Raw genomic sequence first — 19,169 nt, 5'->3', positions numbered from 1 at the left:
ATGTTCCCGCAATCTCCCGTCGACACGTTTTGATGGGTGCCGGCTCCTTGGCCGTCCTCAGCGTGGCGGGCTGCACCCAGACAACGCTTGAGCTGCCGTCCATGAATATTGACGCAATGCCGACAAATGGCATACGGCCGCAGATCAGTATCGATAAATCCGTCACTGTTCCCGACGTGATGTATGCCGCCGTACAAGAGGGACAATATTCGCTACCGGCGGTTCCGTATCAGAAGATCCCGGTCCAGTTCCGCCGTCAGGTCGTTGTCGATCCGACCGGTGAGCAACCGGGGACGATCGTTGTCCGCCTGCAGGAGCGCTTTCTCTATCTCGTCCAACCGGGGGGCGATGCCATTCGCTACGGCGTCGGCGTCGGTAAGGACGGATTTCTTTGGAGCGGTCGCGCCAATATTCAGTACAAGAAGGAATGGCCGCGCTGGACACCTCCGCGTGAAATGATCCAGCGCAAACCAGAATTGGCCAAGTATGAGAAGGGTATGGAGCCAGGTCCACAAAATCCGCTCGGTGCAAGGGCCCTTTATATTTTCAAAGACAATGTAGACACTGGCTACCGGATTCACGGATCGCCCGAATGGTGGTCCATTGGCCAGTCAATGTCCTCGGGTTGCGTGCGGCTCATCAATCAGGACATTATTGATCTCTACAACCGCGTGCCTGGAAAGGCGACAGTTGTGGTTGGCTAACCCACAAATGCTGGCCGTCAAGGCTGCACCTTTTTGGTGAGCCAATTGGGTGACGATGTACTGCTATACGGATGGCGGAAGCTAAATCCGTTATGTCTTCCGCTCCGGCTTTCGTTTACCTTCGTTGCATGGTCAACGATTCTCGCCAATTGCCCTTCGCCGATCTCCTGCGACCGCTCATTGCCGCGGAGGATGCTCTGGCGCGGCTGGATGACAGGCTAGGGCGCAAGTCTGATCTTGGAGAATTGCACGGGCGCCGGCTGCGCGACGGCCTTTTGCGGGAAAATGAAGGCTGGATAGAGCGCTCGCACTTTGTCGAAGCCTGCAATGCTCTTTGGCTGGCGGGCGAGCTCGTTCATGTCGAAGACCTGGTCTTGCACGATTCACACATGGACATTCGCACCCCCACACATGAATTGACAAGAGCTCATGCCATTTTGCGGATCCGGCGGCAAATCGCTGCAAACCCGCCTGCCTGGGCGCTCGGCGCCAAGGGCCTTGCGGTCCTGCGTGGTCGCTCTGTCAGTGAGAACGCCATGGCATCTGTCAACAGCGCGACAGAAACGGATCCGGTTGTCGAGGATATGGCCGGGGCAAGATCGGCGGCGGAAAGTGCGTTCGAAAACGAACTCGCAAGGCTGGATGCGCTGCTGGACCATTCTGCCCAGCTGCTTGCAGAGCCTTCGACAGAGGCTCGGCCGGGCAGGGCAAGACGCAATTCGTCGCCGGATGACGTAACGCCGGACGGTGACCCATTGGTGTACGATCCGGACTGGGATGAGGATGCGCGCCTGGAGCGTTGGCTCCTGGTTTACGATCGTGCGCGCGCATTACCGCCTTTGCTTGCCGCCGCCATAGCCTGGGACGCATGGGAGGACCTTGAACCCTTGCAGCACCAGCATTGGCTTGGCCCGATGCTGGTATCGGCCATGCTGAGGGAGCGGGGAAAAACCCGCTCGCATCTTGCGGCCTTCAACGCGGGTTTGCGCTCAATTCCCCGGGACCGCCGGCGCGCACGCGATCAAACAACCAGGCTCGTTGCCTTTCTCGAAGCCGTTCAGCTATCAAGCATCACGAACTTGAAGGAGATAGAACGGCTGAGCCTTGCGCGCATGCAAATGGAGAGGAAGCTGAAGGATCGACGTTCGACGTCAAATCTGCCGGCGATGATCGACCTTGTCCTGTCACGTCCGATGGTATCGACGGCGCTTGTCGCCAAGGAGTTGAAGGTATCCCCACGCGCAGCACTCAATCTGGTGGCGGAACTCGGCATTCGCGAGATGACGGGCAGGGGCCGCTACAGGGCGTGGGGAATAGTCTAAACGTTCTTGCCGGGTTTTTTTGACCGGCATGACGTGCTTTTACACTTCCAAAAAATAGTTGATTATTTTACTCATAAATAATAAGCCCTGTCAGCCGAACAGGCGGTTCGACCACAAGAACCTATCAAAGGATGGCGAAGCAATGCGACGAGCCCCGAAAAATTCATCAGGTCGCCAAAAATGCGCGATGACGTGGAGAAGCTCCGCTCTCGTATGCGCAATGGCGATCTGCATTCTTGCGCCGGCAGCATACGCTCAGGATAGTGGACCGCCACCAGGACAGACCGAGGTCGCGCCCCAACCGGTTCAGCAGCCGAGCACAATACCTCAGCCCGCGACGCAGCCGGCAACACCTGTCCCAACGTCCGAACCAAGCCAGATGAAAGCTGCGCTTCCGCATAACCTTTCGCCCTGGGGCATGTTCATGGCTGCGGACTGGGTCGTCAAAGCGGTGATGATAGGCCTCGCATTCGCGTCGCTGGTGACATGGACGGTCTGGCTGGCAAAAACGCTTGAACTGGCCGGAGCCAGAATGCGCGCTTACCGGGCGCTTAATGCCATTGGCAATGCGCGCACGCTTGCCGATGCCGAACGAACACTCGAAGGCCGTGCGGGGCCATGCGCCATGTTTGTGAATGCTGCGCAGGAAGAGGTGCGTCTTTCGCGCGAGGTCCAGGGATACGCGAGTGCGGACGGCCTGAAGGAGCGGGTGGCCTCACGCCTTTCGCGCATTGAAGCACTGGCCGGCCGGCGCATGGCGCGTGGCACCGGCGTGCTCGCAACGATCGGGTCGACTGCGCCATTCGTCGGGCTGTTCGGAACGGTCTGGGGCATCATGAATTCGTTCATCGGCATTTCGGAATCGCAAACGACCAATCTTGCGATCGTGGCACCGGGTATTGCCGAGGCGCTGCTCGCGACGGCCATAGGCCTCGTGGCCGCCATACCCGCCGTCGTTATCTATAATGTCTTCGCTCGATCGATAACCGGTTACCGCCAACTGCTCGCCGATGCATCCGCGGGTGTCGAGCGGCTTGTCAGCCGCGATGTGGATTTTGCTTTGCTGCCGTCTGCACACAAGTCGCGCGCAGCTGCGGAGTAGGGGAGCTAAAATGGCTGGCGGCATCAGAGACAGTGGATCGGACGATCTCCAGGAAAACCACGAAATCAATGTAACGCCGTTCATCGACGTGATGCTGGTCTTGCTCATAATCTTCATGGTGGCAGCGCCGCTGGCGACGGTCGACATCAATGTAGACCTGCCGGCTTCGACAGCAACCGCCGCGCCCCGCCCCGACGAGCCGCTTTACCTTACTCTCAAGGAAGACCGGTCCATCGCTATTGGGAATGAGACCATATCTCGCGAGACCCTCGGAAGCTTCCTGGATCAACATACGCAGGGCGACAAGGAAACGCGGGTTTTTCTTCGAGCAGACCAGTCCGTCGACTATGGCGCTCTCATGGATTTGATGAATAGCTTGCGTGACAGCGGTTATCTGAAGATCGCCTTGGTCGGGGTCGAGCGAGCACCATCTCCCGCGGTGCCAGCAAATGAAGGCCATCAATAATGCAGGACCATTCAACCGCTTTCAGGAGAGGTTTTTTGCGCCCTGATTGGCGGGAGGTCGGTCTTTGGGCCATTGCGGGTCTAGCGGTTATCGGAGCCCATGCTGGCGCTGCTTGGTACTTTCAAAAATACCAGCCGGAACGACCCTCTGGGGACATCGCGGCGGCCGTGATGATCGAATTGGAGCCGCTCCCTGCACCCGTGACACCTCAGCCGGTACCAGAGCCGCAGCCGATCGTATCCGAAGCAGTCAAACCTGAAGCGGTGGAACAGGAGGCAGCGGCACCAGAGCCGGCGTTGCAGCCCGAGCCTGAGCCGATCCTCGACCCCGTTGAAGAACTCGTTCCAGATCAGCCAGAACCTGAGCCGGTCGAAGAGGCTCAACCGGAACCAGAGGCGGTGGAACCGCCGGAAGAAACCCCTGAAGAGATCGTTGAACTGCCGAAGGCAGAGGTTCCATTGCCTGCGGTGCGTCCAAGCGTGAAGAAACCGGATGCTCCGAAGGAACTCGAAACTCCGAAGAAGCAAGTCGCCGAGAAGATCATACGCAAGCCGGCAAGAAAGGTGAGTACCGCGACGGTGCAAGACGCGACGCCGCGAGAAGCCAAGCAGCAGGCAAGCGCACCGAGAGCAGCATCATCCGCCAGACAGTCGGAAACGTGGCGTTCGCGCGTGCAGACCTATCTGGCGAGGCGGGCAAATCGCGCACGTACCGAAGGGCAGGGGACAGTCAGGATACGTTTCGTGGTCACCAACGGGGGAGACATCGTTTCCTCAAGCGTCGTCGGCAGCTCCGGAATGCCGCAACTCGACCAGAGCGTGCTCGAAACGATCCGGCGCGCATCGCCCGTTCCGTCAGCGCCGGAGGGTCTTGACGTTGCCCGGCAGAGCTTCACCGTGCCGTTTCAAATCAGGTAAGATTGCGCTGCCCGCTGCAAGTCGGCAGCAAGCTTGCCTACAGTCAGATTGCCAGCCATACGGCCGGCAACGATCTCATTGAGATCAAAGACGCACGGGGGTTGCAGGCATCAACGTCCAATAATCATCTCGGCAGCCTTTTCGGCAATCATGATTGTCGGAGAGTTGGTGTTGCCTGAGGTAATCGAGGGCATGATGGAGGCATCGGCAACGCGCAGGCCCAGGATGCCGCGAACACGCAGTTGCGGATCGACCACCGACGCCGGATCAGCACCCATGCGGCAGGTCCCAACAGGGTGGAAAATCGTCGTGCCAATGCTACCGGCGGCTTCGAACAGTTCTTCTTCGGTCTGAAACGCGGGGCCGGGTTTGAATTCCTCCGGTTTGAAACGCTGCAAGGGCTTTTGCGCGACAATGTTGCGGGTAATCCGGATCGAATCTGCCGCCACGCGGCGGTCGCTTTCCGTCGCCAGGTAGTTGGGCCGGATTGCGGGCTGCGAACGGTGATCCGGTGATCTGACATGGACGGAGCCACGGCTGTCCGGCCTCAGGTTGCAGACACTTGCCGTGAAGGCCGGAAAAGCGTGGACTTTCTCGCCGAATTTTTCAAGCGACAATGGTTGTACATGATATTGCAGATTGGCTGTGGCGAAAGACGGGTCGGAGCGGGTGAAGACGCCGAGCTGGCTTGGCGCCATGGACATGGGCCCGGATCGGCTGACAAGATATTCCAGCGCAATCGCGGCCTTGCCAAGAAGGCGGTTGGCCTTCTCGTTGAGCGTCGGGATGCCCGTAACCTTGTAGGCGCAACGCAATTGCAAATGATCCTGCAGGTTTTCCCCGACACCACGGCGCTCGAGTGTCATTTCGATTCCGGCTGCCTGCAGCACATCACCGCGGCCTATGCCCGATAGCTCGAGGATATGTGGTGAGCCGATCGAACCGGCAGCCAGGATGACCTCGCGCCTGCATTCAACAGAACGGAGCATTCCGGCCTGTTCAAATTCCACACCTTTGACAGCAAGATCCTTCAGGACCAGTTTTCGCACATGCGCACCTGTCTCGACCTTCAGATTGGGCCGGCCAAGAGCTGGCCGCAGGAAGGCCTTCGCCGTATTCCAGCGAATACCGCGCCGCTGATTGACCTTGAAATAGGACGAGCCTTCGTTGTCGCCGCGATTGAAATCATCCGTGCGGGGAATACCTGCCGCCTCTGCCGCATCACGAAAGGCATCGAGAACATCCCAGTGCAGCCGGGCCTCTTCGACGCGCCACTCGCCGCCCGAACCGTGAAATTCATCGGCGCCGAGATAGTAATCCTCCGACTTCTTGAAATAGGGCAGGACGTCATTCCAGCCCCAGCCGGTACAGCCGTCCTGACGCCACAGATCATAGTCCCGCGCCTGCCCGCGCATATAGATCATTCCATTGATGGACGAGCAGCCGCCCAGTACCTTGCCACGAGGGTAAGCGAGGGAGCGACCGTTGAGCCCCGGCTCCGGTTCCGTTGAAAAGCACCAGTCGGTACGTGGATTGGAGATACAGTAGAGGTAACCGACAGGGATGTGAATCCAGTGATAATTATCCCTGCCGCCAGCCTCGAGCAGCAGCACCGAAACGTCTCGGTTTTCGGAGAGGCGATTGGCGAGCGTGCAGCCGGCGGTGCCCGCACCGACCACGATGTAGTCATAGGTCGACATTTCAGTTGTCCGGCTTGCCCTCAAGTCTTTTGCCAAGCCTTGAAGCATAAAGTTCTCCGATGATGCCGCGGCGGAACACGAGCACGCAGACCATGAAAATGACCCCGGTGATCACGGTGACAGGGAATTCTGACGTCGCGAGATAGTTCTCCAGCGCTGCAACGAGTGCTGCACCAAATATCGGCCCTGTGAGCGTACCTATGCCTCCGAGCAGCGTCATCAACACGACCTCACCGGACATTTGCCAGCTGACGTCGGTCAGCGTGGCGAACTGGAACACGATCGCTTTCAGGCCGCCGGCCAATCCGGTCAGCGCGGCCGACATGACGAAAGCCGCGAGCTTGTAGCGGGCTACCGAATAACCCAAGGAGATGGCGCGAGGCTCATTCTCACGTACCGATTTCAGGATCATGCCGAATGGAGAATTGATGATGCGCCAGATGATGAACAGACCGACCAGGAATACCGCCAGCACGAAGAAATACATGTTCAAGGGTTGATTGAGATCGATGAAGCCAAGGAGGTAGCCGCGGGGTACGCCCTGGATCCCGTCCTCGCCGTGCGTGAACGGAGCTTGCAGGCAGAAGAAGGCGAACATCTGTGCGAGCGCAAGCGTAATCATCGTCGAGTAGATGCCCTGGCGCCGGATGGCGAAGAAGCCGATGATCAAGCCAAGAACCGTTGCGCCGGCAACGCCGACGAGGATACCCAGTTCCGTCGGGAGACCCCATTCCTTTACGGCGTGGGCCGTGAAATAGGCAGCGCCGCCAAAGAACGCGGCGTGACCGAAAGAAAGTATGCCGGTGTAGCCGAGAAGAAGGTTGAAGGCGCAGGCAAAGAGCGCAAAGCACAGAACCTTCATGAGGAAGACCGGATAGAAATAGAAAGGCGCCAGAACCAATCCAGCGATGCCGATCAGGATCAGCGCTGTTTCGAGTTTGAAAAGACGTTGCTTCGGTAGTGATGCAGCGGTCGCTCGGGTCATATCAAGCATCCTTTCCGAACAGGCCGGCGGGCCGGACGAGCAGGACGATCGCCATGATGACGAAGATGACGATGCTCGACGCTTCCGGATAGAAGACCTTCGTCAGACCTTCGAAAATACCAAGCATATAGCCGGTGACGATCGCACCAAGAATTGATCCCATCCCGCCGACGACGACAACGGCGAAGACGACGATGATCATGTTGGATCCCATGAGCGGACTGACTTGATAGATTGGCGCGGCCATGATGCCCGCCAGCCCTGCAAGGCCAGCCCCGAGCCCATAGGTGAAGGTCAACAGCAGCGGTACGTTGATACCGAAGGCACGCACCAATGTGGGATTTTCCGTTGCGGCCCGCAGATAAGAGCCGAGGCGCGTTTTCTCGATCAACAACCATGTGCCGAGACAGACCGCGAGTGACGCAATGACGACCCAGGCCCGGTATTTCGGCAGGAACATGAAGCCGAGATTGTAACCGCCCGCCAGCGCGGAGGGAACAGCATAGGGTTGACCCGCTGCACCATAGTAGTAGCGGAACGTGCCTTCGAGGACGAGCGCAAGCCCGAACGTAAACAACAGGCCATAGAGATGGTCGAGATTGTACAGCCGTGACAAGGCGACGCGCTCGATGACAGCGCCGGCAAGACCGACGACGACGGGCGCCAGAACGAGTGCGGGCCAGTAACCGATGCCGAGTTCAGCCAGGAGAAGGTAGCCCACGAAAGCGCCAACCATGTATTGCGCCCCATGGGCAAAATTTATCACCCGCAACAGCCCGAAAATGATGGCGAGCCCGAGGCTGAGCATGGCGTAGAAGGAGCCATTGATGAGCCCGATAAGGAGCTGTCCGAGAAAAGCCTGAATAGGAACCCCGAAGATCATTGTCATGGTCAGACCCCCAACGCTTCGTTGAGCATGTTCATGCGGTCAGGCAACTCCTTGACGTGGAAATTATCGATGACCCTGCCATGATCGACGACGTAAAAACGGTCGGCTACCTTGCTGGCGAAACGAAAGTTCTGTTCGACGAGGAGAATGGTCATTCCCCTTTGCTTGAGCGTCACCAGGACCTCGCCGATGCGCTGGATGATTACGGGTGCGAGACCCTCCGTCGGCTCATCGAGAAGCAGGAGTTTGACTCCTGTGCGCAGGATGCGGGCAATTGCCAGCATCTGCTGCTCACCGCCGGACAATTTGGTGCCGGGACTGTTTCGCCGCTCTTTCAGATTGGGGAAGAGATCGTAAATCTCCGCGACCGTCATGCCGCCTGCGGCGACGATTGGCGGGAGATTGAGATTTTCGTCCACGGAAAGAGTAGCGAAGATACCGCGCTCTTCCGGAACGAAACCGATCCCGGCATGGGCGGTCCTGTGTAGCGGCACACGCATCATGTCCTTGCCGTCGAAGCTTATGGTCCCCGTGCGCTTGCGGATGATGCCCACGATGGCACGCAATGTCGTGGTCTTGCCGACACCGTTGCGGCCAAGCAGGGTGACGGTCTCGCCCTGGTGAATGTCAAGATTGACCCCATGCAGCGCGTGACCTTCGCCATACCAGGCATGAAGGTCGCGGACCGATAGAAGGGCTTTACCGTCACTCATGGTCAGTCCCCATATAGGCTACGCGCACGCGGTCGTCCTGACTGACAGTGCGATAATCCCCGGACGTCAGGATCTCGCCGCGCTGAAGCACGGTTACCTGATCGCACAAATCAGCGACAACTTTCAGATTGTGCTCGACCATGAGTATGGCACGGTCCTTGGCAACCTCGCGGATGATATCGGAGACGATGTGAACGTCTTCATGCCCCATGCCGGCCATGGGTTCATCGAGCAAGAGTACCTTAGGATCGAGCGCGAGCGTGGTTGCGATCTCAAGCACGCGCTTGCGGCCATAGGACAGATCAGCAGCGAGTTTATCGCGCGCGTCCTGCAGTCCGACTGCCGCAATCAACTCCATCGCCCGCTCGTTCAGGCGGTCCAAGGCACCTATGGGCAGCCAGAACTGGGTGGAAAGACCACTTGGGCGCTGAAGGGCAACGCGGACATTGTCGAGAACGGTCAGATGCGGAAACACCGCGGAAATCTGGAACGAACGAACGAGCCCCATCCGGGCGACCTTGGCAGGGTCGGTCTTGGTGATATCCTGGTCGAGCAGCGTGATGGTTCCGCTGGAAGGCTGCAGAAATTTCGTCAGAAGATTGAAGACCGTCGTCTTGCCCGCCCCATTCGGCCCAATCAGCGCATGAACCTTGGCATGATGGACGTCGAGATCAACATTGTTGACGGCAACAAACCCGCCAAAATCACGGCGCAAGCCACGTGCAGAGAGAACGACACGTGATGTCTGCTGGCCGGTGGCGCCGGGAGAGGAAAGTGCTCCCCCGGGCGCGGTGTCGGATATTGTGGACATGCGTTCTACTTGGCCAATTCGCAGCCGCTTTCGGCTGGCTTGATATAGGCTTCCGCGCCGGGGACGGTCGCCAGCACCTTGTAGTAATCCCACGGCTGCTTGCTCTCGTCCGGCTTCTTCACTTCCATCAGGAAAACGTCGCTGATCAGGCGGCCATTGGCGCCGACTTTGGCGCCGCGCCCGAAAACGTCGTCAACGGGCATTTCATGCATAGCGGCCGCAACCTTCTCGGTGTCGTCAGTGCCTGCCTTCTGGATTGCTTTCAAATATTGCGTCACGCCGGAATATGTCGCGGCCTGGATCATATTGGGCATGCGACCGGTGCGCTTGAAGAACTTCTGTCCGAATTCACGTGATTGATCGTCGCGATCCCAATAGAAGCTTTCGGTAAGGGTCAGCCCCTGCGCCGCCTCAAGACCGAGTCCATGCACTTCCGCCAAAGTGAAGAGCAGTGCGGCCAGACGTTGGCCACCTGAGACTATCCCGAACTCCGACGCTTGCTTGATGGCGTTGGCAGTATCAAGGCCAGCATTGGCGAGACCGATGACTTTGGCACCGGAGGACTGCGCCTGCAACAGAAACGAAGAATAGTCGGTGGTTGCCAAGGGGTGGCGGACGGAACCCACGACCTTGCCTCCCTTGGAGGTTACAAACTTGGACGTTTGTTCTTCGAGCGAATAACCGAACGCATAGTCGGCGGTCAGGAAGAACCAGCTGTCGCCGCCTTGGGCGACGAGCGCGCCGCCGGTGCCGACTGCGAGTGCGTGGGTGTCATAGGCCCAATGGAACCCGTAGGGCGAGCATTGCTTGCCGGTCAGTTCTGTGGTGGCGGCGCCGGTGACAAGATTAATCTTCTTCTTTTCCTTGGAGATGCCCTGCACGGCGAGTGCAACGGAAGAAGTGGTCAGTTCCATGATACTATCGACCTGTTCGGTGTCGTACCACTGGCGCGCGATGTTGGAAGCGATGTCGGGCTTGTTCTGGTGATCCGCTGTGATGATCTCGATCGGCGCGTCAAGCACCTTGCCGCCGAAATCCTCGGCGGCCATCTTGGCAGCCTCGAACGACCACTTGCCGCCAAAATCTGCATAGACGCCGGACTGGTCGTTCAAAATGCCGATCTTGACCTTGCCGTCGGATAGCTCGGCACTCGCCGCAGGAATGACTGTGGCTGCCATCAGTGCAGCAGTTGCAATTGCGAGTAATTTCATTCGTATCTCCTCCCAAAGATTGACCGCTGACAGGATCATCACTCGATGGCTGTCGCGGACGGAACGGTTCAATTGAAAAACGTCGACGAAGATGCTGCGGGTACCGCCAGCATCTTCCGGTTGCCTGTCCTCCTCAATCCAGCTCGACTGTCAAGCCGGACAATCTTCACCCTCATGATTGCCCTGTTTCTTCCGACCGGCAACCACGTTGTTGAAAAAACTGTAACATTGACAAATAGGTACACAAACACCTATTTTTGCACATATAAAGTACAAAAATGTACATAGATGCAGAAGCTGGGTGATGCGGCAGTTTACTTGGGACGATCTGCAATATTTTCTCGCAGTCGCACGCACGGGGCAGTTGACCACAGCGGCCCGCCGCTTGCGCACCAATCATGTAACCGTTTCCAGACGTATCGACCGGCTGGAAGAAGCTCTGTCGGCGCGGCTCTTCGAACGTAATCCGCGCGGCTATATCCTGACCGCACTTGGCGAGAAGCTTATCGAGTCGGCTGAGATCGTGGAACGCGAGGCTGACCGGTTCCAGAACGAGGCCTCCGGCGGAACAATCTCCCTCAGCGGCGTCGTCCGCCTCAGCATTTTGGAGGGCTTTGCAAATTTTTTTTTGGCCGACCGGCTGCCGCATATGGCGCAGAACTATCCAAGTCTCTCGATAGAAATGGTCACGATTCAACAGATTGTTTCATTGTCCCGGCGCGAAGCTGATCTTTCGATCACGCTGCACGCGACACGAACGGGGTCCTATCACCAGGAAAAGCTGATGCCTTACCGGCTGTTCATTTATGGCTCGAAAGACTATCTTTCGCGCCATCCCCGGATAAATCGGCAATCGGACCTCTCGAACCATCAGTTCATTGGCTATATCGAAGACATGATCTTCACGCCGGGGCTCGATTATATGCGAGAAATCCTGCCGGGTTTGCGCGCCTCGTACCAGAGTTCCAGCATTTTCGCACAGCTCAGCGCGGCTCGCTCAGGCTTTGGGTTATGCATCCTGCCCTATTATATCGCCTGCAACTATCCGGAGTTGGTGCCGGTCATGCCGAAGGAGTTGCACCTGAACCGGGATTATTGGCTGATCTGCCACGAGGATATCGTCAACACGCCGCGGATAAGAGTGCTGAGCAACTTCATCAAGTCGGAACTGGAAAGCCAGGCTCTTGCCTTTGCGGGCCAGCCGCTTCTGGATTGAATATCGACCCTAGACGAAGCGGCCGGGAGACAATTGTGCAAGGAGCGGCTCGACGGTGCTGTCCGGATCTCGTCCGCCAATGAGCGCTGCTGCAAGAGCTGAGAGGGCAGGGGAAGTCTGGATGCCGTAGCCGCCCTGACCCGCCAGCCAGAAGAAGCCATCCACCTTGCTGTCGAACCCGGCGACAGGTGTCCGGTCAGGGGCGAACGTGCGCAGGCCCGCCCAGCTGCTCTCCACACGGGTGACGGGTATGGTGACCGCCTGTTCAAATCTATAAAGGCCTTCGGCAAGGATCATGTCATCGACATAAGCGTCATGCGGCTCGACAGGCGTTTCATCGCAGGGTGAGACGAACATCCGTCCGCCATCCGGCTTCAGATACCAGGTCTCATTGATCTCATCGACAAGCGGCCAGCCGCGCGTGTCGTAACCGTCAGGCGCGGGGAGTACGGCGATCGAGCGGCGCATCGGTATCAATCCGAGAGGTGTTGCGCCGAACAGCCCGGCTGTCACATCCGCCCATGCGCCCGAGGCGTTCACCACGCCTTCAGCGATGAAGGTCCGATCGGCGGTCTCGACCCGCCATCCCCCTGCCGCGCGTTCGGCCCTGACCACCTCCTGGCGTGTGAAAAGCTTCACGCCGAGAGCCGTTGCCTTGCGCATCCAGCCCTGATGCAAGGCATTCACATCGATATCCTGCGCATCATCTTGATATGCCGCCGCCTTGACATAGTCGCGGCTGAGTATCGGAACCATCGACAGAGCACGGTCGACGCTGATCGCCTCGACGCCCGTCCCATCGCGTACGAATTGTGCGCAAGCCTCGACGCCGTTCTCATCGGCAACGGTCAATGAGCCGCGCTGGGTAAGCAGCGGGTCGGGGAAAAGGCTTGTATCGCGATCGGCGAAAAGCGGCGCACTTGCCCGGTTCAGGCCGCGAATAACGGCGTTGCCATAATTCGGCAGAAAGATCGCGGCGGAGCGGCCCGTAGAATGATATCCCGGCTGGCTCTCGCGCTCGAGGACGACGACCCTGTGCGTATCTGCCAACGCGGCTGCGACGCCCACGCCAGCAATGCCGGCTCCGATAACGAGGACATCCGTTTCGATTATTTCGCTCATAGAGGAGTCACGTCTTTCAGGTAGGGGTTGTCGCCGATCGATGCAGCAAAAATGGCGGGTTCGATATCGGCGAATAGCAAGTGCTCCGCGGTATCGTCACTGGATGCTATCAGGCTGCCGTCCGGCGCGGCAATGCGCGAGTTTCCGGCAAATGTAAAGCGTGCGTCTGCCCCTGCATGGTTGACATAGGCGATGAAGATCTGGTTTTCGAACGCACGGACCTGGATCATATGGTTGGCGATGAAGCTTCCGGAGGGTCCGGCGGGTAGGGCCGTCGGCACGAGGATTGCATCGACGCCGCCGAGAGCAAGACGCCGAACGTTCTCGGGAAACTCCACGTCATAACAAATGAGCAGGCCGAACTTCAAACCCTCCATTTCGACAATGCAATTTTCAGGCTTCGAAGGCTTGAAGAGTGATTTTTCATAATCACCATAAAGGTGTGACTTGCGATAGATCGCGGGTTCCTTGAAGCCGTCTATGAACGCAGCACTGTTGTAAACGTCCGCGACGGCGCGTTCGGCAAATCCCGCGACGATTGCGATATGGTGGCTTGATGACACGGCTTGCAAAGCCTTGATCTGGTCACCATCGCATGGTTCCGCCAACGAGATAATTTCAGGACCGGCGCCATAGCCTGTGACGCAGAGCTCGGGGGTGATCAGGAGTTTGGCCCCAGCTCTCGCGGCCTCGACAGCCGCTCGCTCAATATGGTTGAGGTTGTCTCGCACATCGCCTGTGGCGGACTGCATCTGGAGTGCTGCGATCTTCATGGTTCATCCGACGCCATTGCCCCAAGTAGCTTGGGCAGATCACCGAATCTCGCAACGAGCGAAAAGATGAGGGCAGCAATGAACACGAAGAGAACCGTTACCGATGCCATCGTTGGCGTATAACCATAACGAAGCGCGTTGAAAATCTTGATCGGCAATGTCTCCAGAGTGAAACCCACGGTCATATAGGCAACGATATATTCATTAAGCGACAGCACGAAGGCAAACGCATAGCCGGAGACCAGATATGGCAGGATCAGCGGCAGAACGATCGTGCGAAAAATCGTCCTGTCATTCGCGCCCATGGTGGCGGCCGCCTCGACAAAGGAACGATCGATTGCGGAAAAACCCAGTGACAAGGTCACCAGCGGCAAGGTGACGAAAAAGATTGCGTGGCCAATTACGGCGGTCCACGGCTGACCGTAGAACCCTGTCGTTGCCCAGAACGTAAGCAGCCCGAGGGCTGTGATTACCGGCGGAAGGGTGAAAGGCGCGATCCCCAGCACCTGGAAGATGTTGGCCCAAGGAGCAATGCGCCGCCAGAGAAACCAGGAGAGCGGCAAGGCAATCAGAACCGCCAGCGCGGCCGAGGTCGTGGCCAGCACAACGGAGGCGACAAGGGCGGCGCGCCATTCCGGATTGGTGAAGATCTCGCCATACCAACCAAGGGAGAATCCTTGAGGGGGAAAGGCCAGCGTCTGCTTTGCATTCACCGAGACACCCGCCACGACGATCAGCGGAAGGGCAAGGAATAGACCGATCCCCAGAAAGTAAAAGCGCTTGAGCCAATGGATCATGCTTTTTCTCCCTTGCGCCCGACAAGCAAAGTCAGGGCAACCAGGCCAAGGGTAACAAGCACCAGAAAAACAGCCATCGCTGCGGCGAAGGGCATGTTCGATTGGTAGATCGCCTGGTCCGTGATGAGCACGGAGAGGGTCCAATGCTGTGGACGGCCGAGGATCTGCGGAAGAAGGTAAGAGCCCAATGCGAAGATAAAGACCATGATCAGCGTCGCCATGATTGTGTTGCGAAGCGCGGGTACGAGCACGTTGAAAAAAGCGCGTATCGGGGAAGACCCCAATGTTCGTGCCGCTTCCATCAGGGTCGGGTCGAGCCGGATAATGGCGGGATAGAGTACGAGGATCGTATAAGGTAGCGCCTGGTATACCATCCCGGTCAGCACTGCGCCGAAGCTCGGAAACAGTGCGACCGGTTGATCGAGCAGTCCGGTCCTTACCAGCAAGTTGCTGATGCCGGCCGTGCGCGACAGGAGCGTTGACCAGGCAAAGCCGATAATTACTTCTGAAAGCGAAAGCACGGAGAGCAGGGCCACAAGCCAGAATACCTGGAGGCGCCGCGTGAGCTTGGTCAGAAGATAGGTGAAGGGAAGGGCGAGGACGACGCAGCAGATGGCAACCGTCACAGCGAGCATTAGCGAAAAACCAAGCACCCCTCCAAAGAAGGCGCTGAGGAAGCGCTCATAGTTGGAGAAGACGAAAGCTGGTGTGTAAAAGCCGCCCTCCTGTCTCTGGAAGAAGCTGACCGCGATCATCGTGCCAAAGGGCACGACGAAGAAGAGCAGCAGCATTCCCGCCGGAAAGAAAAGAGGCCCGTAATCGGCGATCGATTGGGGAGGTTCGCGCTTCATTGCTTCAGTACCACGCAGACCTCGGGCGAAAGGACGATACCGACCGCCTGTCCAGCTACGACATCAGGCCGTTCGCGCGGGGTCGAGACAGCAATGATCTGCTTGCCGCCGGTTTCGACGAATGTTTCGATCGTGCCGCCGAGGTCACGCACGAACGTGACCGTTCCGTCGATAGCGCCGTTGCCGGGTGCCGTCAGATGAACGTCTTCGGGGCGCACCGAGATCGTTGCCGTCTGAACACCATCGGGCAATGCGAAACCAGGAACGGGGTTGCCGAAGACTGTCGCTACGCCGGAACTATTTGCCCGCGTCTCGATCAGATTTGTCGAACCGATGAAATCGGCGACGAAAGTATCGGCGGGCCTGCGATAGATCTCGATGGGTGAGGCGGCCTGTCTTATGTGACCGCCATTCATGACAACCACCGTATCGGCCATGGTCATCGCTTCGCGCTGATCATGGGTTACCACGATGGTTGTGATACCGAGCTTCTGCTGAAGCTGGCGCAATTCCACCTGCATCGCCTCGCGCAGCTTCGCATCGAGCGCGGAAAGTGGCTCGTCCAGCAGAAAGAGTTTCGGCGAGAGAGCCAGAGCCCGTGCGATCGCGACGCGCTGGCGCTGACCGCCTGACAGCTTTGACACCGGCCTGTCGCCAAACCCCGTCAGGTGAATGAGGGCAAGAAGCTCGTCGACCCGCTTCTTTTGGTCCTCGCGTGCAGCACCTCGAATGCGGAGCGGGTAGGCGATGTTCTCGCCAACAGTCAAATGCGGGAACAGGGCCAGCGACTGAAACACCATGCCGAGGTTTCGCTTGTGGGTCGGGACTTTTGTGATGTCTTGACCGTCGAGAAGGATCGAGCCGCTGGTTGGATCGTCCAGCCCCGCAATCATGCGCAGCAACGTGGTCTTGCCACAGCCGGATGGTCCGAGCATGCACACGAACGTGCCATGCGGCACCGACAGCTGTACATTCTCGACCGCCGTGAAAGTGCCGAATTGCTTGCTAACGTTGTTCAAGACCAGTCCGGACATCCGCCCTCACATGCTTTCGTACAAAATAGAATACCACCCTGCACCCGCTGGCGCGGGGTGGTGTGACTGACCGGAATCAGCCGACTATCAACTCTGTCCACTTCTGGTTGAGCCAGTCCGACTTCGTCGTATACAGATCATAGCGCGGGATGATCGGCGCGATGGCAGACGACACGGCGCCGAACTCCTTTTCATTGAGATCAAGCAGTTCGCGCTTGACTGTCGGCGCCGTACCTACCTTGCGCGATAGCGTTGCCTGGATTGCCGGCTGGCTCATGTAGTCGATGAAGACATGGGCTTCCTCCACCTTTTTCGATGCGCGGGAGAGTGCCCAGCAACCGGAGTCCTGAACACCGCCCTCTTTCGGGAATGTGGAACGAACGGGATGCCCTTCGGAAGCGGCAAGACCGGTAACATCGTGGTAATATTGGCCCATTGGAATTTCACCGGACTTCAGAGACTGTTCGAACTGCGCCTCGTCGCGGTACCAGAGACGAACGTTCGGCTTGACCTCGGCGAGCTTGTCGAAGGCCTTCAATAGTCCTTCTTCCGTGTCGAGAGCATTGGTTCCGCCAAGAAAAGTCTTTGCGGTGATCTCCAGCAGGAAGGAGTTGGAAACGAGCGCCAGCAAGCCGAGCTTGTCGGCGTTTGCCTTATCCCAGAAAGCCGCCCAGGATTCCGGTGCTTCCTTATAGGCCTGCGTGTTGGTGACAAGGGTGATGTACCAGGCGACCGCGCCAATGCCCGCAACGCCGCCATCCGGGTATTTATTTATGAAATGGTCGATCAGGTTCTTCGAATTGGGAATCTTGGCCATGTCGAGCGGCGCCCATAGCTTGGTCGTCTGACCCTTGAGCATGGCGACCTGCGACATCATGGAAACGTCTGCGGGCGCGGCGCCGGCCTTGGCGGCCTGCTCGAGCTGTACCAGCCAGGCTTCGCCAGTTGGCTCGGCTACCGATTCAATGGCAATACCGCTTGCCTTGGTGAACTCCGGGAAGATATTCTTGTCGAAGGAATCCTTGAAGTAGCCGCCATAGACGCCGACCTTCAGCGACTTGTCCTGAGCGCGCAAGATAGTGGGCATGGCAAGGATAGCGGCACCCATCACACCGGCACCCAGCACGGCGCGGCGGCTGACGCTCTTCTTGAGCATATTGTTCATAATCATCTCTCCTTTTTTGAAGCCGTTGTTCCGGCTGATTTCCCGCTTTGTTGTCAAGTGACCGTTCGCCAATCAATGCTGGTTTACGGCGCGAAGCTCCAATATCTTTGTATAACGCGTCAGCGGATAGCACAGAACAAAATAGATGAGCGCTACCAGGCCATAGACGGTAAAAGGTTCAAAAGTCGCGTTGTTGATGGCATTTGATGTTCTGACGAGTTCCTCAAAACCAATGATCGAGGTCAATGCAGTGCTCTTGATCAACTGCACCAGAAAGCCCACCGTCGGCGCGCGGGTGATAACAAACGCCTGGGGAAGTATGATAAGTCGCAGCTGTGTAAAATAATGTAGACCGAGGCTGCTTCCGGCATCCCATTGTCCGCTTGGCAGTGACTGCACACCGCCGCGCCAGATTTCGGCAAGGAATGCACTTGCGCAAAGTGTCAGCCCCAGAACCGCGGCGGTCCAGGCCTCTATTCGAAAACCGAGCAGGGGCAAACCGAAAAACAGCAGGAACAGTTGCATCAGAAGCGGCGTTCCCTGGAAGAGGCCGATGTAATATTCGGCGGCACGACGCAGCCAGCGCCGCTTGGATATGCGCAGCAGCAAGATTGCCAGGCCGGCGATCGTGCCTCCGGCAAAAGCGACGATCGACAGAAGGATCGTCCAGCGGGCGGCCAAAAGGAGATTGCGCAATATGTCCCAGAAGGTGAACTCGATCATGCCATGCCCCCGGCTATCGCGCGGCGCCCGGCGGCAAACAGCAGACGGCGCAGGCCGATGCTCATGCCGAGATAAACCAGGGTGATGACGAAATAGGTTTCGAAAGCACGGAAGGTCCGCGCCTGCAGCATGTCTGCTTCATAGGTGAGTTCGCGCACGGCAATCTGCGAGACGACCGCAGACTCCAGCATCATGATGACGATCTGGCTGGTGAGGGCTGGAAAGATGACCTTCAGCGCCTGCGGCAGGATAATCTTGATGAATATCAGCCAGGGCTGAAGACCGAGCGCCGCGGCGGCTTCTTTCTGGCCCTTCGGCACCGCATCCAGACCGGACCCGACGATTTCCGTCGTATAAGCGGACATGTTCAACGTCATGGCGAGCATCGCGGCGATGACCGGATCAAGCCGGATGCCCAAACGCGGCAGCCCAAAGAAGATGAAAAAAAGCTGAACCAGAAAAGGCGTGTTACGTATCAGCTCGACATAGGCGCCGACGGCCCCGCGCAAAATCGGATAGCGGCTGCGCCGTGCAGCCGCCCCGAAAATGCTGAGGATCGTGCCGGCGACGGAGGTCACGGCGATCAGGAAGATCGTCATGGCCGCGCCTCTGGCGATCATGCCGACGGCTCCGTTCAACCAACCGAAGTCGAGCGTGTAGCCCACCAA

At 58.1% G+C, this 19,169-nt stretch carries 20 protein-coding genes; 6 read left to right on the top strand and 14 right to left on the bottom strand.

The window, feature by feature from the left end:
• Window positions 1-32 precede the first annotated feature (32 nt).
• The 5 genes from CU100_RS16950 to CU100_RS16930 all read left to right on the top strand — a co-directional run bounded on the left by CU100_RS16950 (window position 33) and on the right by CU100_RS16930 (window position 4,511).
• Window positions 33-704: a L,D-transpeptidase gene (locus tag CU100_RS16950; protein WP_106717746.1), complete on the top strand. Its 672-nt coding sequence runs from the start codon at window positions 33-35 to the stop codon at window positions 702-704.
• A 92-nt stretch (window positions 705-796) separates the two neighbouring features.
• Window positions 797-2,026 (top strand): RHE_PE00001 family protein, encoded by a 1,230-nt coding sequence (locus tag CU100_RS16945; RefSeq protein ID WP_245419073.1) that lies wholly within the window; start codon window positions 797-799, stop codon window positions 2,024-2,026.
• 187 nt (window positions 2,027-2,213) lie between these two features.
• Window positions 2,214-3,128 (top strand): tonB-system energizer ExbB, encoded by a 915-nt coding sequence (exbB, locus tag CU100_RS16940; RefSeq protein ID WP_106717744.1) that lies wholly within the window; start codon window positions 2,214-2,216, stop codon window positions 3,126-3,128.
• Between the two features lie 10 nt (window positions 3,129-3,138).
• Window positions 3,139-3,594 (top strand): TonB system transport protein ExbD, encoded by a 456-nt coding sequence (gene exbD, locus CU100_RS16935; RefSeq protein ID WP_106717743.1) that lies wholly within the window; start codon window positions 3,139-3,141, stop codon window positions 3,592-3,594.
• 35 nt (window positions 3,595-3,629) lie between these two features.
• The gene (locus CU100_RS16930) at window positions 3,630-4,511 is read left to right on the top strand and encodes an energy transducer TonB family protein (protein WP_146141862.1); all 882 of its coding nucleotides are present in this window, start codon (window positions 3,630-3,632) and stop codon (window positions 4,509-4,511) included.
• A 110-nt stretch (window positions 4,512-4,621) separates the two neighbouring features.
• Here the strand turns inward: CU100_RS16930 and CU100_RS16925 are convergent, their stop codons facing one another.
• From CU100_RS16925 to CU100_RS16900, 6 genes are read right to left on the bottom strand one after another with little or no spacing between them, the layout of a single operon-like run.
• Window positions 4,622-6,211, bottom strand: coding sequence for a GMC family oxidoreductase (locus CU100_RS16925; RefSeq protein ID WP_106717741.1), 1,590 nt, complete (start codon window positions 6,209-6,211; stop codon window positions 4,622-4,624).
• A 1-nt stretch (window position 6,212) separates the two neighbouring features.
• Entirely contained in the window at window positions 6,213-7,205 is a 993-nt protein-coding gene (locus tag CU100_RS16920; RefSeq protein WP_106717740.1) for a branched-chain amino acid ABC transporter permease, read from the bottom strand.
• Window positions 7,198-8,085 (bottom strand): branched-chain amino acid ABC transporter permease, encoded by an 888-nt coding sequence (locus CU100_RS16915; protein ID WP_106717739.1) that lies wholly within the window; start codon window positions 8,083-8,085, stop codon window positions 7,198-7,200. The genes CU100_RS16920 and CU100_RS16915 overlap by 8 nt, the downstream gene beginning before the upstream one ends.
• 2 nt (window positions 8,086-8,087) lie before the next feature.
• On the bottom strand, window positions 8,088-8,798 hold the full coding sequence (locus CU100_RS16910) for an ABC transporter ATP-binding protein (RefSeq protein ID WP_106717738.1): 711 nt from the start codon (window positions 8,796-8,798) through the stop codon (window positions 8,088-8,090).
• On the bottom strand, window positions 8,791-9,609 hold the full coding sequence (locus CU100_RS16905; protein ID WP_106717737.1) for an ABC transporter ATP-binding protein: 819 nt from the start codon (window positions 9,607-9,609) through the stop codon (window positions 8,791-8,793). The genes CU100_RS16910 and CU100_RS16905 overlap by 8 nt, the downstream gene beginning before the upstream one ends.
• Window positions 9,610-9,614: 5 nt before the next feature.
• Window positions 9,615-10,820 (bottom strand): ABC transporter substrate-binding protein, encoded by a 1,206-nt coding sequence (locus CU100_RS16900; RefSeq protein ID WP_106717736.1) that lies wholly within the window; start codon window positions 10,818-10,820, stop codon window positions 9,615-9,617.
• Between the two features lie 304 nt (window positions 10,821-11,124).
• Here CU100_RS16900 and CU100_RS16890 point away from each other — a divergent pair, with 304 nt between their 5' ends.
• Window positions 11,125-12,036 carry a LysR family transcriptional regulator gene (locus CU100_RS16890; protein WP_106717734.1) on the top strand — a complete coding sequence of 304 codons (912 nt, stop codon included), beginning with the start codon at window positions 11,125-11,127 and terminating at the stop codon, window positions 12,034-12,036.
• A gap of 9 nt (window positions 12,037-12,045) precedes the next feature.
• On the opposite strand, the gene CU100_RS16885 is transcribed toward CU100_RS16890, so the two are convergent.
• The 8 genes from CU100_RS16885 to CU100_RS16850 all read right to left on the bottom strand — a co-directional run bounded on the left by CU100_RS16885 (window position 12,046) and on the right by CU100_RS16850 (window position 19,166).
• Window positions 12,046-13,158: an NAD(P)/FAD-dependent oxidoreductase gene (locus CU100_RS16885; protein WP_106717733.1), complete on the bottom strand. Its 1,113-nt coding sequence runs from the start codon at window positions 13,156-13,158 to the stop codon at window positions 12,046-12,048.
• Entirely contained in the window at window positions 13,155-13,931 is a 777-nt protein-coding gene (locus CU100_RS16880) for a carbon-nitrogen hydrolase family protein (protein WP_106717732.1), read from the bottom strand. The genes CU100_RS16885 and CU100_RS16880 overlap by 4 nt, the downstream gene beginning before the upstream one ends.
• Window positions 13,928-14,728 carry an ABC transporter permease gene (locus CU100_RS16875; protein WP_106717731.1) on the bottom strand — a complete coding sequence of 267 codons (801 nt, stop codon included), beginning with the start codon at window positions 14,726-14,728 and terminating at the stop codon, window positions 13,928-13,930. Before CU100_RS16875 ends, CU100_RS16880 begins: the two co-directional genes overlap by 4 nt.
• Window positions 14,725-15,579 (bottom strand): ABC transporter permease, encoded by an 855-nt coding sequence (locus tag CU100_RS16870; RefSeq protein WP_106717730.1) that lies wholly within the window; start codon window positions 15,577-15,579, stop codon window positions 14,725-14,727. Before CU100_RS16870 ends, CU100_RS16875 begins: the two co-directional genes overlap by 4 nt.
• A complete protein-coding gene (locus tag CU100_RS16865; RefSeq protein WP_106717729.1) occupies window positions 15,576-16,613 on the bottom strand; it encodes an ABC transporter ATP-binding protein in 1,038 nt (345 codons plus the stop codon). The genes CU100_RS16870 and CU100_RS16865 overlap by 4 nt, the downstream gene beginning before the upstream one ends.
• A 76-nt stretch (window positions 16,614-16,689) precedes the next feature.
• Complete coding sequence (locus CU100_RS16860; RefSeq protein ID WP_106718024.1) at window positions 16,690-17,769, bottom strand: ABC transporter substrate-binding protein; 1,080 nt, start codon at window positions 17,767-17,769, stop codon at window positions 16,690-16,692.
• Window positions 17,770-17,850: 81 nt separating this feature from the next.
• Window positions 17,851-18,501, bottom strand: coding sequence for an amino acid ABC transporter permease (locus CU100_RS16855; RefSeq protein ID WP_106717728.1), 651 nt, complete (start codon window positions 18,499-18,501; stop codon window positions 17,851-17,853).
• On the bottom strand, window positions 18,498-19,166 hold the full coding sequence (locus CU100_RS16850) for an amino acid ABC transporter permease (protein ID WP_106718023.1): 669 nt from the start codon (window positions 19,164-19,166) through the stop codon (window positions 18,498-18,500). Before CU100_RS16850 ends, CU100_RS16855 begins: the two co-directional genes overlap by 4 nt.
• Between the last annotated feature and the right edge of the window lie 3 nt (window positions 19,167-19,169).

The organism is Phyllobacterium endophyticum (assembly GCF_003010935.1).
In the GTDB taxonomy this organism is placed as follows: Bacteria; Pseudomonadota; Alphaproteobacteria; order Rhizobiales; family Rhizobiaceae; genus Phyllobacterium; species Phyllobacterium endophyticum.
Note: the sequence above shows the minus strand (reverse complement) of the source record. Positions and strands in the feature narration are given on the sequence as shown.